Annotated in this window: 15 protein-coding genes; 9 read left to right on the top strand and 6 right to left on the bottom strand. The window is 57.7% G+C overall.

Going from position 1 to position 13,924, the window contains the following annotated elements; translation table 11 throughout:
• Positions 1 to 29: 29 nt before the first annotated feature.
• Both glgB and QZL71_RS04185 read right to left on the bottom strand, forming a co-directional pair.
• Entirely contained in the window at positions 30 to 2,246 is a 2,217-nt protein-coding gene (gene glgB, locus QZL71_RS04190) for a 1,4-alpha-glucan branching protein GlgB (RefSeq protein WP_294647917.1), read from the bottom strand.
• A 306-nt stretch (positions 2,247 to 2,552) separates the two neighbouring features.
• A complete protein-coding gene (locus QZL71_RS04185; protein ID WP_242702886.1) occupies positions 2,553 to 3,575 on the bottom strand; it encodes a 3D domain-containing protein in 1,023 nt (340 codons plus the stop codon).
• A gap of 759 nt (positions 3,576 to 4,334) precedes the next feature.
• Between QZL71_RS04185 and QZL71_RS04180 the strand changes: the two genes are divergently transcribed.
• The 6 genes from QZL71_RS04180 to QZL71_RS04155 are packed head-to-tail and all read left to right on the top strand — an operon-like array spanning position 4,335 to position 7,202.
• Positions 4,335 to 5,795, top strand: a complete 1,461-nt coding sequence (locus QZL71_RS04180; protein WP_294647915.1) for a phage baseplate protein — start codon at positions 4,335 to 4,337, stop codon at positions 5,793 to 5,795.
• Between the two features lie 18 nt (positions 5,796 to 5,813).
• Positions 5,814 to 6,206, top strand: coding sequence for a hypothetical protein (locus QZL71_RS04175; protein WP_097774377.1), 393 nt, complete (start codon positions 5,814 to 5,816; stop codon positions 6,204 to 6,206).
• Entirely contained in the window at positions 6,206 to 6,319 is a 114-nt protein-coding gene (locus tag QZL71_RS04170; protein WP_263287078.1) for a CD1375 family protein, read from the top strand. The genes QZL71_RS04175 and QZL71_RS04170 overlap by 1 nt, the downstream gene beginning before the upstream one ends.
• A complete protein-coding gene (locus QZL71_RS04165) occupies positions 6,312 to 6,707 on the top strand; it encodes a YcbK family protein (protein ID WP_207698550.1) in 396 nt (131 codons plus the stop codon). The genes QZL71_RS04170 and QZL71_RS04165 overlap by 8 nt, the downstream gene beginning before the upstream one ends.
• 14 nt (positions 6,708 to 6,721) lie before the next feature.
• Complete coding sequence (locus QZL71_RS04160; RefSeq protein WP_044953283.1) at positions 6,722 to 6,949, top strand: hypothetical protein; 228 nt, start codon at positions 6,722 to 6,724, stop codon at positions 6,947 to 6,949.
• 1 nt (position 6,950) lies between these two features.
• The gene (locus QZL71_RS04155; RefSeq protein WP_005938144.1) at positions 6,951 to 7,202 is read left to right on the top strand and encodes a phage holin; all 252 of its coding nucleotides are present in this window, start codon (positions 6,951 to 6,953) and stop codon (positions 7,200 to 7,202) included.
• 435 nt (positions 7,203 to 7,637) lie between these two features.
• Here the strand turns inward: QZL71_RS04155 and lepA are convergent, their stop codons facing one another.
• Genes lepA through QZL71_RS04135 form a run of 4 tightly spaced genes read right to left on the bottom strand, consistent with a single transcriptional unit; the run spans position 7,638 to position 12,021 of the window.
• Positions 7,638 to 9,449, bottom strand: a complete 1,812-nt coding sequence (lepA, locus tag QZL71_RS04150) for a translation elongation factor 4 (protein WP_294647911.1) — start codon at positions 9,447 to 9,449, stop codon at positions 7,638 to 7,640.
• A gap of 20 nt (positions 9,450 to 9,469) precedes the next feature.
• Positions 9,470 to 10,672, bottom strand: coding sequence for an alanine racemase (gene alr, locus QZL71_RS04145; RefSeq protein ID WP_294647909.1), 1,203 nt, complete (start codon positions 10,670 to 10,672; stop codon positions 9,470 to 9,472).
• A 3-nt stretch (positions 10,673 to 10,675) separates the two neighbouring features.
• Positions 10,676 to 11,455: a tRNA 2-thiocytidine biosynthesis TtcA family protein gene (locus tag QZL71_RS04140; RefSeq protein ID WP_097781247.1), complete on the bottom strand. Its 780-nt coding sequence runs from the start codon at positions 11,453 to 11,455 to the stop codon at positions 10,676 to 10,678.
• Complete coding sequence (locus QZL71_RS04135; protein ID WP_294647906.1) at positions 11,452 to 12,021, bottom strand: hypothetical protein; 570 nt, start codon at positions 12,019 to 12,021, stop codon at positions 11,452 to 11,454. The genes QZL71_RS04140 and QZL71_RS04135 overlap by 4 nt, the downstream gene beginning before the upstream one ends.
• 310 nt (positions 12,022 to 12,331) lie before the next feature.
• Here QZL71_RS04135 and rplM point away from each other — a divergent pair, with 310 nt between their 5' ends.
• The 3 genes from rplM to QZL71_RS04120 are packed head-to-tail and all read left to right on the top strand — an operon-like array spanning position 12,332 to position 13,749.
• On the top strand, positions 12,332 to 12,760 hold the full coding sequence (rplM, locus tag QZL71_RS04130; protein WP_005938158.1) for a 50S ribosomal protein L13: 429 nt from the start codon (positions 12,332 to 12,334) through the stop codon (positions 12,758 to 12,760).
• A 17-nt stretch (positions 12,761 to 12,777) separates the two neighbouring features.
• Positions 12,778 to 13,176 (top strand): 30S ribosomal protein S9, encoded by a 399-nt coding sequence (gene rpsI / locus QZL71_RS04125; protein WP_005938160.1) that lies wholly within the window; start codon positions 12,778 to 12,780, stop codon positions 13,174 to 13,176.
• A gap of 33 nt (positions 13,177 to 13,209) precedes the next feature.
• Positions 13,210 to 13,749, top strand: coding sequence for a hypothetical protein (locus tag QZL71_RS04120; RefSeq protein WP_294647904.1), 540 nt, complete (start codon positions 13,210 to 13,212; stop codon positions 13,747 to 13,749).
• Positions 13,750 to 13,924: the final 175 nt, after the last annotated feature.

The following is a 13,924-nucleotide window of genomic DNA, read 5'->3' as shown; positions in this document are numbered from 1 at the left end:
GTGCGGTATGGGTCGGCCGAAGTGCCGGGTCATTCCTTGGGCTCCTTCGGTTTGCGGGTGCGTTTTGCGGGTGCGTTTTCCGCCTTGGGTTCTGCCTCTGCCTTGGGCTTGCGGCCGCACTTTTTGGGTGCTTCCTCGGCCTTTTCCGGCTCAACCTTTGCCTTGCGGGCGGTCTTTTTCACCGACTTTTCCTCTGCAGCGGCAGCTTCTGCCTTGGGCTTGCGGCCCGGCTTCTTTACCACTTTTGCTGCAGCTTTCTCCGCAGCGGTCTTTGCCTTTTTGGCTGCGGTCTTTTTTCCCGCCTTATCGGTCTTGTCCGCTGCGGCCTTGCGGGTGCGCTTGGCGGGCACTTCAAAATACAGGGTGCTCATGGGCGGCAGGGTGATGGTGATGCTCTGCTCAAACCCGTGCATCGGCTTTTTGTGGGTGCGCACGGCCTTGTTGTGGACTGCGCCGGAACCGCCGAACTCTGCATCGTCGCTGTTCAGGATCTCCTTGTAGGAGCCTGCCACCGGTGCGCCCAGAGTGTAGCCCTCGCGCAGGACGGGGTTGAAGTTGCACACCACAAGGATCTGCTTGCCGGAAGTGTCCTTGCGCAGGAAGGCGATGACGCTCTGCTGCGAGTCATCCGGCACGATCCACTGGAAACCCTCCCAGCTGTAATCCACCTGCCAGAAGGCGGGATGCTCCTTGTAGAAGGCGTTCAGGGTCTTGACGTAGGTCTGCAGCTCGGTGTGCTTATCGTAGCCCAGCAGCATCCAGTCCAGCGGCTTTGTCTCGTTCCACTCAGCGAACTGGCCGAACTCCTGACCCATGAACAGCAGCTTCTTGCCCGGGTGGGCCATCATGTAGCCAAAGAAGGTGCGCAGGTTTGCAAACTTGGCGTCGTACTCGCCGGGCATCTTGTTGATCAGGCTGCCCTTGCCGTGCACCACCTCATCGTGGCTGATGGGCAGCACAAAGTTCTCGCTGAAGGCGTAGAAGAAGCTGAAGGTGACCTTGTTGTGGTTGCCGGAACGGAAGAGCGGGTCAGTCTTCATGTAGCTGAGCATATCGTTCATCCAGCCCATGTTCCACTTGAAGTTGAAGCCAAGGCCGCCGTCCGAAGCAGGCTTTGTGACCATGGGCCATGCAGTGGATTCTTCCGCAATCATGTACTTGTGGGGGTGACGGCCCAGCACGGTGTCGTTCAGCTTGCGCAGGAAAGCAACAGCCTCCAGATTTTCCTTGCCGCCGTCCTTGTTCGGCTCCCACTCGCCCTGCTTGCGGTTATAGTCCAGATACAGCATGGATGCCACCGCGTCCACGCGCAGACCGTCGATATGGTACTGCTCCAGCCAATACAGTGCGCTGGAGATCAGGAAGCTCTGCACCTCGCTGCGGCCGAAGTCGAACACCATGGTGCCCCACTCCTTATGTTCGCCGCGCTTCGGATTCGGGTCCTCGTAGCAGGCTTCGCCATCAAAGTTGTACAGGCCGAACTGATCCTTCGGGAAGTGAGCAGGCACCCAGTCCATGATCACACCGATGCCGGCGGCATGGAGCTTATCCACAAAGGCCATCAGGTCCTTGGGGGTGCCGTAGCGGCTGGTGGGTGCAAAATAGCCGGTGACCTGATAGCCCCAGCTGCCGTCAAACGGATATTCCATGACCGGCAGCAGTTCCACATGGGTATAGCCCATCTCTGTGATATACGGGATCAGCTCGTCTGCCAGCTCGGAATAATTGTAGGGCTTGCCGCCCTCCTTCATCTTCCAGCTGCCGGCGTGCATCTCGTAAATATTCATCGGGCTGTTGATCACATCAGCCTTTTTTTGTGCTGCCTGCCATGCATCATCGTGCCACGCAAAACCACTGATATCGTAGACCTTGCTGCCGTTGGACGGGCGGGTCTCGGCGTGGAACGCATAGGGATCGGCCTTATAGACCAGATCACCTGCGCGGGTGGTCACGCAGTATTTATAAACATCATATTCCTTCATGCCCGGGATGAACAATTCCCATACGGAATCGCCATCCACCTTGCGCATCGGGTGGCTGCCCGGCTTCCAGCTGTTAAAGTCGCCCACCACGCTGATGGCTACAGCATGGGGTGCCCACACGCGGAACACCACACCTGCTTCACCGGCACGCGTTTCCATGTGTGCGCCAAAGTAGCGGTATGCTTCACAGTTATTGCCCTGTTTAAACAGATACACCGGCAGGTCCGATGCATTGCTCTGGATCTTCTCCTCGGTCGGTTTCATAGACTGCTCCTCCCCGTACAGATGCACAAAGCGCACCTGTAGCTTTTTACCCTTTTATATTAAAGAATTTCGGTCTGTTTTTCAAGAGTTTCGCCGCATTTTACTGTAAAATTTACCATAATCTTTTCATTGATATTTTTCTCTTATATACATACCCGCTAAATTTTTACAAATTTTATGGTGAATCCTGCCAATCTGACAATAAAAAAGAGCCTCTGCGCACCCTCCCAAAGGGAAGGTGTACAGAAGCTCTCTGTTTCTGTTGAAAATTTTCAGTTCCGGTTTCCCCGGTTCTTTTCAGCCTGCTCAGTCCACCACGTAGACGTTCACCTGAATGGCTCCATTGATCACGCTCTCGGCGTAGGTCTCGTAGAACAGGTCCACAAGGATCTGGCCCTTCTGCACGGCAATGCCGGTATCGGTAGCCACCGCATAGCCGTACACGAACTTGCCGTCGGTGGAGGTGATATACAGCTTGGTGCCGTAGGGGATCACATCCGGGTCCACAGCCACAGTGCCGTAGCCCAGACCCAGACCGGAAGAGCCCTTGCCGGTCTTGGAATAGTAGCCGGTGGCCTTTCCGGTGAGCACCTTGCTGTAAGAGGCGGGTGCATTGGTGGTGCCGTCCGGGCCGGTCAGCGGGGAGACCGGCGCGCCTGCGCCATAGGTCTTTACGATGTGGTTGGTCGGCTCCACAGTGGTGGTGGAATCCACCACGATGCTGTTTTCCAGTTCGCCGTCCACATAGCGGTCGCGGGTGGTGATGGTCTGCTGGCCTTCCGCACCATGGCGCACCGTGGTGGCGCGGCCGGTGTTGCGGAAATACAGGCTGGTGTAGACGTACTCGGTATCGTAGGGGATGGCCTGCGTCTCCACACGGTCGGTGTAGTCCACGCGGTGCACCGTGATGGTGGAACCTGCGCTCACCAGCTGGTCCAGAGCAGGCTCGGTGTAGTCGTCACCCTCCAGGGTGATACCGGCACGCTTCAGGGCATCCGCCACGGTGCCGAACACCATTTTGACGGGGTACTCCTGACCGTCGGCAGTGATGCTGACGGAGAATGCGCGCTCAATGTTCAGGGCGGCAAGGTTGCCGCTGTAGGCCGTGTAATAGACCTGATCGCCCTCTTCGGACTGGATGCCGGAAAGGTTCATAACCTGTGCAGGGTCGGTCTCGGAGGTGAGGATCACCTGCCGGGCACCATTGGAGTCTGTGACGTAGGTCAGCCGCAGATTCGCAGCGGTCACACTGAGTGTAGCCACAAGGCACACGACCATGACACAAAACGCCAGCACACGGGGAGAGACTGCATGCTTGCAGTCAGACAATGCTTTCTTCAATTTTACGGAAGCGATACGAGACAACTCCTCTCTTTTCAAAATTGGCTGCGGCTGCGGACATGTTTTTCATGCCCCGGCCGCCCGGACTGCAGGGCGGGCAGAAGCCATCTGGCCCCACAATCAAATACGATGCCCTCTTTTTGGTAAAATCGAGCATCGTATACAATTTGGACTCCGCTGCGGAGGGTGCAGTTACCCTCCCGGCCCGGACCCCATCTGCCCGCGCCGCGCCGTATATAAGACGGCTTTTTACTTCATCCAGATAAATTTTAAACGCTGCAACGTCTGTTGGTTCCGTTGAGCGGCTCTTATTTTACCAGTCCAATGGCCATTTGTCAAATCACCTTCTCATACTTTGTTAGTTTTTTGACGTTATTTTTTGTGCAACTTTAACATTGTTTTCTCCAAAATATTGTTTTTTCGGTTATTTCCTTCCGATTTTCGACCTGTTTTCTGGGGTGTTTTGTTCACGAATTTTTAACATTTATTTTGGACTTTTTGCACCGGAAACTGCACTTTTGGGTTCGTTTTCCCATGCGGCAAGCGGCCAAAAATCGCTGGTTTTCCGTACAAAGCCACCTCTTTTTCATCCCATTTTTCACCCACAAAGAACTGTGCGAATTACTCATGAAAAGCGCCTCCCGGCAAAATGCCGAAGCACAGAAATTTGTGCAGCAAAAGACCACACTGGCAGCTGCCGGGCAGCGGCTGTACAATCAAACAAAAAGCAGAAAGGAAGGTTTTCAAGTGAACATCAAGATCATTCAAAGGCAGTGCGGCGGCACTGAATTTCTGTCCCAGCCGCACCGCCTGCACCTCGGTGCACAGAACGCTGCCGGTGTGGACGAGCTGTGCTTCACGCTGCCGGAAGCATGGGCCGGGTGCACCGTTGCGCTCTACCTGCGCCGCAGCGACGGCACCCTGCTGGCACCGGTCTCACTGGACACGCAGCACTGCGTCACCGTGGACCGCCGCCTGACCGGAAGCACCGGCGGACAGTGGATGCTGGCAGCCATCGATGCCAGCGGCTACGCCGCCTATACCCGGCCCGGCAGCTACGACACCTACGCCATCCTGCCCACCGACGGCGGCGTGGAAGAGCTGCCGCCCTCGCAGTATGAGCAGTTCGTGGCGCGTGTGCTGGAAAGTGCCAGTACCGCTTCCACCGCCGCGCAGCGTGCCGCAGCCAGTGCTGCAAGCACGGCATCCAATGCGGCACAGGCCCAGACCGCGGCACAGCGCACCAGCGCCGACAGTGCCGCTGCATCCCGCTGTGCAGCCCGTGCCGAGGCTGCTGCCGCACGGGCAGAGGAGCTGGTGCCTACCGACGGTCAGGTAGTGAGCGTGAACGGCAAAAGCGGCATCGTAAAACTGACGGCGCAGGATGTGGGGGCGCTTCCCTGCCCGGCAGTTCCGGTCTCCGGCCAGCTGCTTCGGGTGCTGAGCGTGGACCCCAACACCGGGGCCGTGTTGACCGATACTGCCGCCATGCCGGATCTGTCGCCCTATCTGCGCAGCAGCACGGTGCCCACGGCTTCGGCCCCCGGCGCAGTGCGGGTGGACCCCGCCTGCGGCATCAACGTGCGCAGCGACGGAACCCTGATCACCGCACCAGCTGCCCGCGAACAGCTGGACAGCATGACGGATGCACTTCTGCCGCTGACCGCAGTCCTGCTGCCTTATGGCGTGAAGAAGGCTCTGACCACCGCCGCAGCCGCCGGGGAATGGACCGCTGCCGAAAAGGCAAACGCCCTGCGCACCTTCGGTGCCGATTTTTCTTCCTATTATACAAAGGAAGATGTCGATGCTCTGCTGGCCGCACCCAGCTCCGCTGCCTACCCGGTGGGCAGCATCTACCAGAGCACCGACCCCACCAGCCCTGCCGCCCTGTTTGGCGGCACATGGGAGCAGATCGCATCGGAGCGCGTGCTGATGGGTGCCAGCAGTAGCCACGCAGCGGGCACCACAGTAAAGGCCGGACTGCCGAACATCACAGGCTCTTTTGTCGCGGATGTAAAAAAGGGTGAACATAAGGTATCCGGCGCATTCACTGCCGGCAACGTGATCGCATCTACGGGCGAATACAATTCCTTTTCTGATGTATATAAGTTCAGTCTGGATGCATCCAAGTCTAATGCCATCTACGGCCGCAGCGCCACCGTGCAGCCTGCCGCCTACTATGTGCACATCTGGCGGCGCGTGGCCTGAGAAAGGAGGTTTTGAACCATGAAGATCATTGACGAGAACGGTGCAGCCATTGAAAACCCTGACCTGACGCTTGGGTATCTGGTGGACGACACCGAGCCAGTGGAGCACCCCGCCGTGGAAGGCGTGGAGGAAGTGAGCCACTACGAGACCGTAACGGAGTATCCCGGCGGCGGCAGGGATGTGCGGAAGGTCATTGATGTGCCGGGCGTGCCTGCGCAGGCCGCATGGACCGAACAGGTGCCGGTGCAGAGATACATCCGCTATACGGAAGAAGAATTGGCCGCGCGGGAAAAAGAGCGCCAGCAGGCCGAGGAAGCAGCCCGTCTGCCCGAGACGATTGCCAGCCTGACCTGCCAGCTGACCGACCTGCAGCTGGCCCTGTGTGAACTGTACGAAGGAGGTGGTGTGTAATGGCAAGGATCTATGCGGCCCTGATCCGCAAGGGCATCAAAACGCTGGAGGATGTGCCCGCCCGGCTGAGGGATGCCGTGGCAGCGCTGCTGCAGGAGGACGGCCATGCTTAACGTTTACTCCCGCGCAAGGGATGGCGAAACGCTGCTGAGCCGCAGCTTCCGCGCAAAGGAATTTGCCTGCAAAGACGGCACCGACCCTTTGTTTGTGGACAGCGAACTGGTGCAGGTGCTGCAGGCCATCCGTGACCATTTTGGCGCACCAGTGGTCATTACCAGCGGCTACCGCACCGCTGCACACAACAGGGCTGTGGGCGGGGCGGTTTACAGCCAGCATCAGTATGGCCGTGCCGCGGATATCCGGGTGTCCGGCGTGCCGGTGGAGCAGCTTGCCGCCTACGCCGAGACCCTGCTGCCCGGCACCGGCGGCATCGGCCGCTACCCCGCAAAAGGCTTTGTCCATGTGGATGTGCGCAAAGCAAAAAGCCGGTGGGTCGGGTAAAGGCGGTGAACGGAATGGAAACGATCTTATCCGCTGTCATTGCCGGGGCCGTGACCCTGATCGGCGTGCTGATTGCCAACAGCCGCAGTCAGGCCGTGACCGACACCAAGCTCGAAGAGCTGACCCGCGAGGTGCGCGAGCATAACAATTTTGCCCGCCGCGTACCGATTTTAGAAGAACAGATGAAGGTGGCCAACCACCGCATCGCTGACCTTGAACAAAATGAGAAAGTGAGGAATTGATATGAACTTTGGTAAAATTTCTGCCGCCACCATCGCCCGCACCGCTGTGCTGCTGCTTGCCCTGACCAATCAGGTGCTGAGCGCTCTGGGCAAACCTATGCTGCCCATTGAGAGCCAGACTGTGGAACAGCTGGTGACCGCCGGCATCACCACCGTGGCCGCGCTGATCAGCTGGTGGAACAACAACAGCTTCACCTCTGCAGCCATTCAGGCCGATGCCGAATACGCCCGCCTGAAGCAGAAAAGTGAGTGAGAAAGCCCTCGAAGCAGTGTATCAGTAGTACTTTTTGACTGAAAAGTATTACTGATGCAGTCATCTTTCACAGCAGCCCCGGAAGGCACCCAGACAGCCTTTCCGGGGCTTTTTTTTGCTGCCCAGATGATTCGTTCACGCAGATTCAAGAACGTTTCGCGCAGGTTTCGATGACTTTTGCACTGAAATCATGTATAATCCGGGCAGAAGCAAATCGGAAAAGAACAGCCAAGAGACTGTAAGCGCCCCCTGACGCCCCAACGTAAAGGGACTGTTGCAAAATAGTCCCAACAAAAAAAATGAGATAGGTTTCCCCGAAAGGGGGTGCCTATCTCATTTTTGGTTGTAAACTGAGGTTGTAAAAAAACAGATAGAACCCGCGCGCTGGGTGCATTGCAGCATACCAGAGCGCGGGTTCTCTTTGATCTATAAAGTTTAATCGTCGTCGCTGTCCAGCTTGAGCACAGCGGTAAAGGCTTCACTGGGCAGGGAAACGCTGCCCAGCTGACGCATCTTCTTTTTGCCTTCCTTCTGCTTTTCCAGCAGCTTCTTTTTGCGGGAGATGTCGCCGCCGTAGCACTTGGCAAGCACGTCCTTGCGCACGGCTTTGACCGTCTCACGGGCAATGATCTTGCCGCCGATGGCAGCCTGTACCGGGATTTCGAACAGGTTGCGGGGGATGTTATCCCGCAGCTTTTCGCAGATGCGGCGGCCCTTGGCATAGGCGTTATCGCGGAACACGATCATGGACAGCGCGTCCACAGGGTCGCCATTGAGCAGGAAGTCCAGCTTGACAAGGTCGCTCTCGCGGTACTCCTTAAACTCGTAATCGTAGCTGGCGTAGCCCCGGCTGCGGCTCTTGATGGCATCAAAGAAGTCGTACACGATCTCGCCCAGCGGCAGAGCATAGTGCAGATCAACGCGCACATCGTCCAGATACTTCATGTCGATCAGCACGCCGCGCTTGTTCTGGCACAGATCCATCAGGCCGCCCACATAGTCGTTGGGGGTGTACAGGTGAACATCCACAAAAGGCTCTTCCTGCTTGACGATATTGGACGGGTCGGGGTAGCTGGAAGGATTGTCGATCATCTCCACAGTGCCGTCGGTCAGGGTAAGGCGGTAGCGCACGCTGGGGGTGGTGGTGATGATATCCAGATCAAATTCCCGTTCCAGACGCTCGGTGATGATCTCCATGTGCAGCAGGCCAAGGAAGCCGCAGCGGAAACCGAAGCCCAGCGCGGCGCTGGTCTCCAGCTCAAAGGTGAGGGAGGCGTCGTTCAGCTGCAGCTTTTCCAGTGCATCCTTCAGGTCGGGGTACTTGGCACCGTCGGCGGGGTAGATGCCGCAGAACACCATAGGCTTGACCTGACGGTAGCCGGGCAGTGCTTCGGCGGTGGGATTATTGGCCAGCGTGACGGTATCGCCCACGCGGGTGTCCTGCACGGTCTTGATGCTGGCGGTCAGATAGCCGACCTCACCAGCCTGCAGCTGGGCACAGGGAGAAAGGTTGGTAGCACCCATGTGGCCCACTTCTACCAGCGTGAACTCCGCGCCGGTGGCCATCATGCGGATGGTATCGCCGGGCTTCACGGTGCCCTCAAACACACGGATATAGACGATAACGCCCTTGTAGCTGTCGTAGATGCTGTCGAAGATCAGCGCCTTCAGCGGGGCATCCGGGTCGCCGGTGGGAGCAGGAATGTCGGTGACGACACGCTCCAGCACCTGATCCACATTCAGGCCGGTCTTGGCAGAGACGCGGGGCGCATCCAGACAGGGCAGGCCGATCACGTCCTCCACCTCCTGCGCCACCTCGTCCGGGTGGGCGCTGGGCAGGTCGATCTTATTCAGGATGGGCACCAGTTCCAGATCATGCTCCAGCGCCATGTAGGTGTTGGCCAGCGTCTGAGCTTCCACGCCCTGGGTGGCATCCACCACAAGGATGGCACCCTCGCAGGCGGCCAGACTGCGGCTGACCTCGTAGGCAAAGTCCACGTGGCCCGGGGTATCGATGAGGTTGAACTCGTAGGTCTTGCCGTCCTTGGCGGTATAGTTCATGGTGACAGCGCGGGCCTTGATGGTGATGCCGCGCTCGCGCTCAATGTCCATGTTGTCCAAAATCTGGTCTTCCATGGTGCGCTCGTCCACACTCTTGGTCAGCTCCAGAATACGGTCCGACAGGGTGGATTTGCCGTGGTCGATGTGTGCAATGATGCAGAAATTGCGGATATTGTCTCTTGCCATGTAGTTCCTCCGGGAGAAATTTAAGCTTCCAGTATCCAATCCTCGACATCCACGATCTTTCCGTGCTCGAGGTAGACGCGGGGCACGCGGCGGGACACGCCGCACAGCACCTCGTAGGAAATGGTGTCGGTCTTGCGGGCGATGGTCTCGGCAGTATCACTGACGCTGCCGCCCCACAGGATGGCTTCGTTGCCCTCGTGGATGTCCGGGATACCGGTCACATCCACCATCATCTGGTCCATGCACACGCGGCCCAGCACCGGGCAGGCCTTGCCGTGGATCTCCACGATGCCCTTGCCGCAGCTCAGCTGGCGGGGATAACCGTCCGCATAACCGGTGCACAGGGTGGCCACCAGCGTGGGCTTATCGGCGGTGAAGCGGCGGCCATAGCTGGCGCTCTGACCGGGCTGCATTTCCTTGACCATGCTCACCACGGTCTTGAGGGTCATCACCGGCCGGAACTGCCCAAAGCGCACCTCGTCGCTGGGGTCGTAGCCGTAGAGGATGATGCCGGGCCGCGCCATGCAGCGCTCCCGGGCCAATCCCTCGGGCCAGTCCGGGTGCAGCATCACGCCCGCAGAGTTGTCACAGTGGACGGTCTGCGGCTCGCGGCCTGCCGCCTTGAGCGCATGGAACGCTCTGACGAACAGTGCGTGCTGCTCCGCGGTGTAGGCAACGTTCTCTTCGGCGGTGTCGTCGGCCACCGAGAAGTGCTGGAACAGGCCGGTCATCTCAAGGCCCGGCAGCTCACACACAGCCAGCATTTCGCGGATGGCGGCATCAAAATCGGTGCGCAGGGCAAAGCCGATGCGGCCCATGCCGGTATCTGCCTTGAGGTGGATCTTTACTCTGCCGCCTGCCTTTACGGCAGCAGCGGAAAGGTTCTGCGCCTGTTCGGTGGAGTAGCACGCTACAGTGATATCCTCGTGGATGAGGGTCTGGGCGTACTCCGGCTGAACATGGCCCAAAATAAGGATGGGCAGAGTCTGCCCGTCCTGACGCAGCTGCACGGCCTCGGTCAGGCAGCTCACTGCCAGCCATGCTGCACCCTCCTGCGCAAAAACGCGGGCACACTGCACAGCGCCGTGGCCATAGCTGTCGGCCTTGACCACCGCGCACAGCGGCAGGTCACCGGCCCGGGCTTTGACGGCCCGGAAGTTATGCCGCAGGGCATCGAGGTCGATCTCGGCCCAGACGTGTTTTTCAAAAGGTTGAGTCTTCATGATTCATTCTTCCTCGTTTGTAATTGCAAAGCTGCCGCGCCCGGTGTGGACGGGCCGCCAGCCATCGATGCCGCTCTCCTGCAGTGCGTGCAGGGTTTTCTGGCGGAAAGCGTGGTCGGTGCGGCAGCGCTCCTTGACGAACTCCTTGGTCTGTTCGCGCACGGTCACGCCGTCGGCAGGGCAGACGCTCTTGACGATGGGCAGCCCCTCGGCGTGCACTGCGGAAATGACCTCCTGCTCGGTGGCCAGCAGCATGGGCCGGATGAGGGTGAGGTCCCGGCGCGAAAGATAAGTGACCGGCGAGAAGCAGCCGATGCGGCCCTCCCGCCAGAGATTCATGTAAAAGGTCTCCACGGCATCGTCCAGATGGTGGCCCAGCGCCACCTTGTTGCAGCCCAGTTCCTGCGCCGCCGTGTGCAGTGCGCCGCGCCGCAGCTTGGCGCACAGGGCGCAGGGGTTCTTCTCCTTGCGGTAGTCGAACACCACAGGGCCGATCTCGGTGCGGCGGATCTCATAGGGGATATCGTACCGGGCAAACAGCTCCTGCAATACGGTATAATCCATGGGCCTGCCGCCGAACTGCGGGTCCAGCGTGACGGCCTGCACCGTAAAATCAAAGCCGATGTACTTGCGCAGCTCCGCGAGGCCAATGGTCAGCGCTACGCTGTCCTTGCCGCCGGAAACGCCCACCATCACTTTATCGCCGGGAGCGATCATTTCATAGTCCTGCACAGCCTTGCGCATCAGGCCGCACAGACGCTGCATCGCACGGGAACTGCTCATGACAGGGTCACACTTTCCACAAGATTCACAATGTCGTTGATGGAGGCAAGCTTTGTCAGGCCGGAAACATACACCACGTCACCGCTGGGGTAGGTAATGGTGGCCAGCACCGCATAATACGCCTGAATGTCGCAGCGCACGGCCTCCACCTCGGCACCGTCCACGGTCAGGTTCACCTTGCGGGGCTTGATGACACCATAGGCCTGCTTGAGGTCCTTCTCGGACGTATCGATAAAGTCCGCGTAGCTGTCGGCAGTGCCGCGCTGCAGCAGCACAGCTTCGTAGTCCTCACCGTCGGCGCTGTCTGCCGTGGCGAGTTCCAGCACGGTGCCAAGGGTGCTGTCCTCGGTCATCTGGCACACCTTCCAGATGGAACTGTCATAGTAGACGGAAACGCCGTTTGTGCCGGTGTAGTGGGTGTCCGGGTTTGCGGGCACGCTGCGGTTGACCAGCAGCGTTAAAATAATGTAAGCAATGATGCCCAGAGCAACAAAGATGCCCATAGCGGCCAGAAGCTTGGAGGTGCGGCGCTGGGCAGAGGCGTTGTGGTCGATGTCGTTTGGCATGTAAAAAATTCTCCTTGTATCAGTGCGCAGCAAAAGCTGCCATATCCTTTATAGTATACCACACCGGCAGACAAAATTGTAGCGGGCAGCGGCAGAAAATGTGCGGCCGTGGGCAGAAAATTTTGCAGAAAATGCGTTTTTAGAAATAATGAGAATTCAAGAGAAAACGTGAGATTTTGCAAGATTGAAAAAATTACAATGAAAAAATCAAAAAATGCTGTTGACAGGCACCTTTTTATGATGTATACTGACACTCGCGCCCCAGAAAGGCGCCTGAAACGTACAAAAAGCTTATCAGGAGGAAATAGATATGAGCACTACTCTCGTGAAGCCCGCTGAAGTCGAGCGCAAGTGGTACCTGCTCGACGCTGCCGGCAAGAGCCTGGGCCACGTCGCTGCTGAGGCCGCTGTTCTGCTGCGCGGCAAGCAGAAGGTCGATTATACCCCCAACGTGGACTGCGGCGATTTCGTTGTTGTCATCAACTGCGATCAGGCTGTTCTGACCGGCAAGAAGGCTGAGCAGAAGTTCCACATCACCCACAGCAAGTACATCGGCGGCCTGAAGAAGGTCCAGTACAGCAAGCTGATGGCTGAGCACAGCGATCTGGCCATGACCTACGCTGTCAAGGGCATGATCCCTTCCAACACCATCGGTGCTAAGGCTCTGACCCGCCTGCACTGCTACCAGGGTGCCGAGCACGCTCACGCAGCTCAGAAGCCCGAGAAGATCGAGTTCTAAGAAGGAGGCAATCGAACATGTACGAAACCAAACCTTATTTCTACGGCACTGGTCGTCGTAAGGATTCCGTTGCCCGCGTTCGTGTTTACACCGGCACTGGCAAGATCACCATCAACGATCGTGATATCGACAACTACTTTGGTCTGGAGACCCTGAAGCTGATCGTCCGTTCTCCGCTGGTCCTGCTGGGCCTGGAGGGCAAGTACGATGTCGTCGTCCGCGTTTCCGGCGGCGGTGTTTCCGGTCAGGCTGGCGCTATCCGCCACGGCCTGAGCCGCGCTCTGCTGCAGCAGAACGAGGAGAACCGTGCTGCTCTGAAGAAGGAAGGCTTCCTGACCCGCGATCCTCGTATGAAGGAACGTAAGAAGTACGGTCTGAAGGCTGCCCGTCGTGCACCTCAGTTCTCTAAGCGCTGATTTTACCCATATTGCAAACTTTGCAGCTCTGCCTTGGCAGAGCTGCTTTTTTATTGTAAATTTTCTGCGACTGCACTGACAGGCTGCTGGCCCAGCGGCGGCAGCAGCAGTTCGGAGCAGACAAAAAATGCAGTAAAGACTGCACTGAAAGCGGCAGTTGAACAAAACGAGGATTCTTATAATCTGGTCGAAAACAAAGCGCTGAGCGTAAAAGCACGGGCCATTCTGGAGGCATATCTTCAGGATGAATACGCTGATGTCTATAATCCTCTGGATGTAACCGAGGTTTATCAGACAGATGAGCCCGTTGGTGACGACTACTTCGGAACGGCTGTCTTTTCCATGCCGGAGAATGCTGTTGATCCGCAGGCGTGGAAAAGAGCTGCGAATGCATTGGTGGCAAATTTTCTGTGTTATTATCAATACAATGGCAACAATGTTGAGTTCTGCGTTGAAATTGTGAAGCAGGAGGCCGCAGATGGACAAGGTGAAGCGGCAGACTATATGGTGATTTTTGCCAAAAAACATGATGGGGAGGAAGGCGGAGAAATCTGGACGCCGCCGGCACTCTGATATTTTTTGATACCAGCATCCCTGTATAAACCCGGAGAAAAAGATTTGACAAAGCTTTCCGGCAAAAGAAAAACGCTTCAGAATTTCTTCTGAAGCGTTTTTTGTTCAAGTCGGCGACTACCTATTTTCACGCGCCGTTTCCAGCGAACTATCTTCGGCACAAGTGAGCTTAACT

Source organism: uncultured Faecalibacterium sp., assembly GCF_900066275.1.
Classification (GTDB): Bacteria; Bacillota; Clostridia; order Oscillospirales; family Ruminococcaceae; genus Faecalibacterium; species Faecalibacterium taiwanense.
Note: the sequence above shows the minus strand (reverse complement) of the source record. Positions and strands in the feature narration are given on the sequence as shown.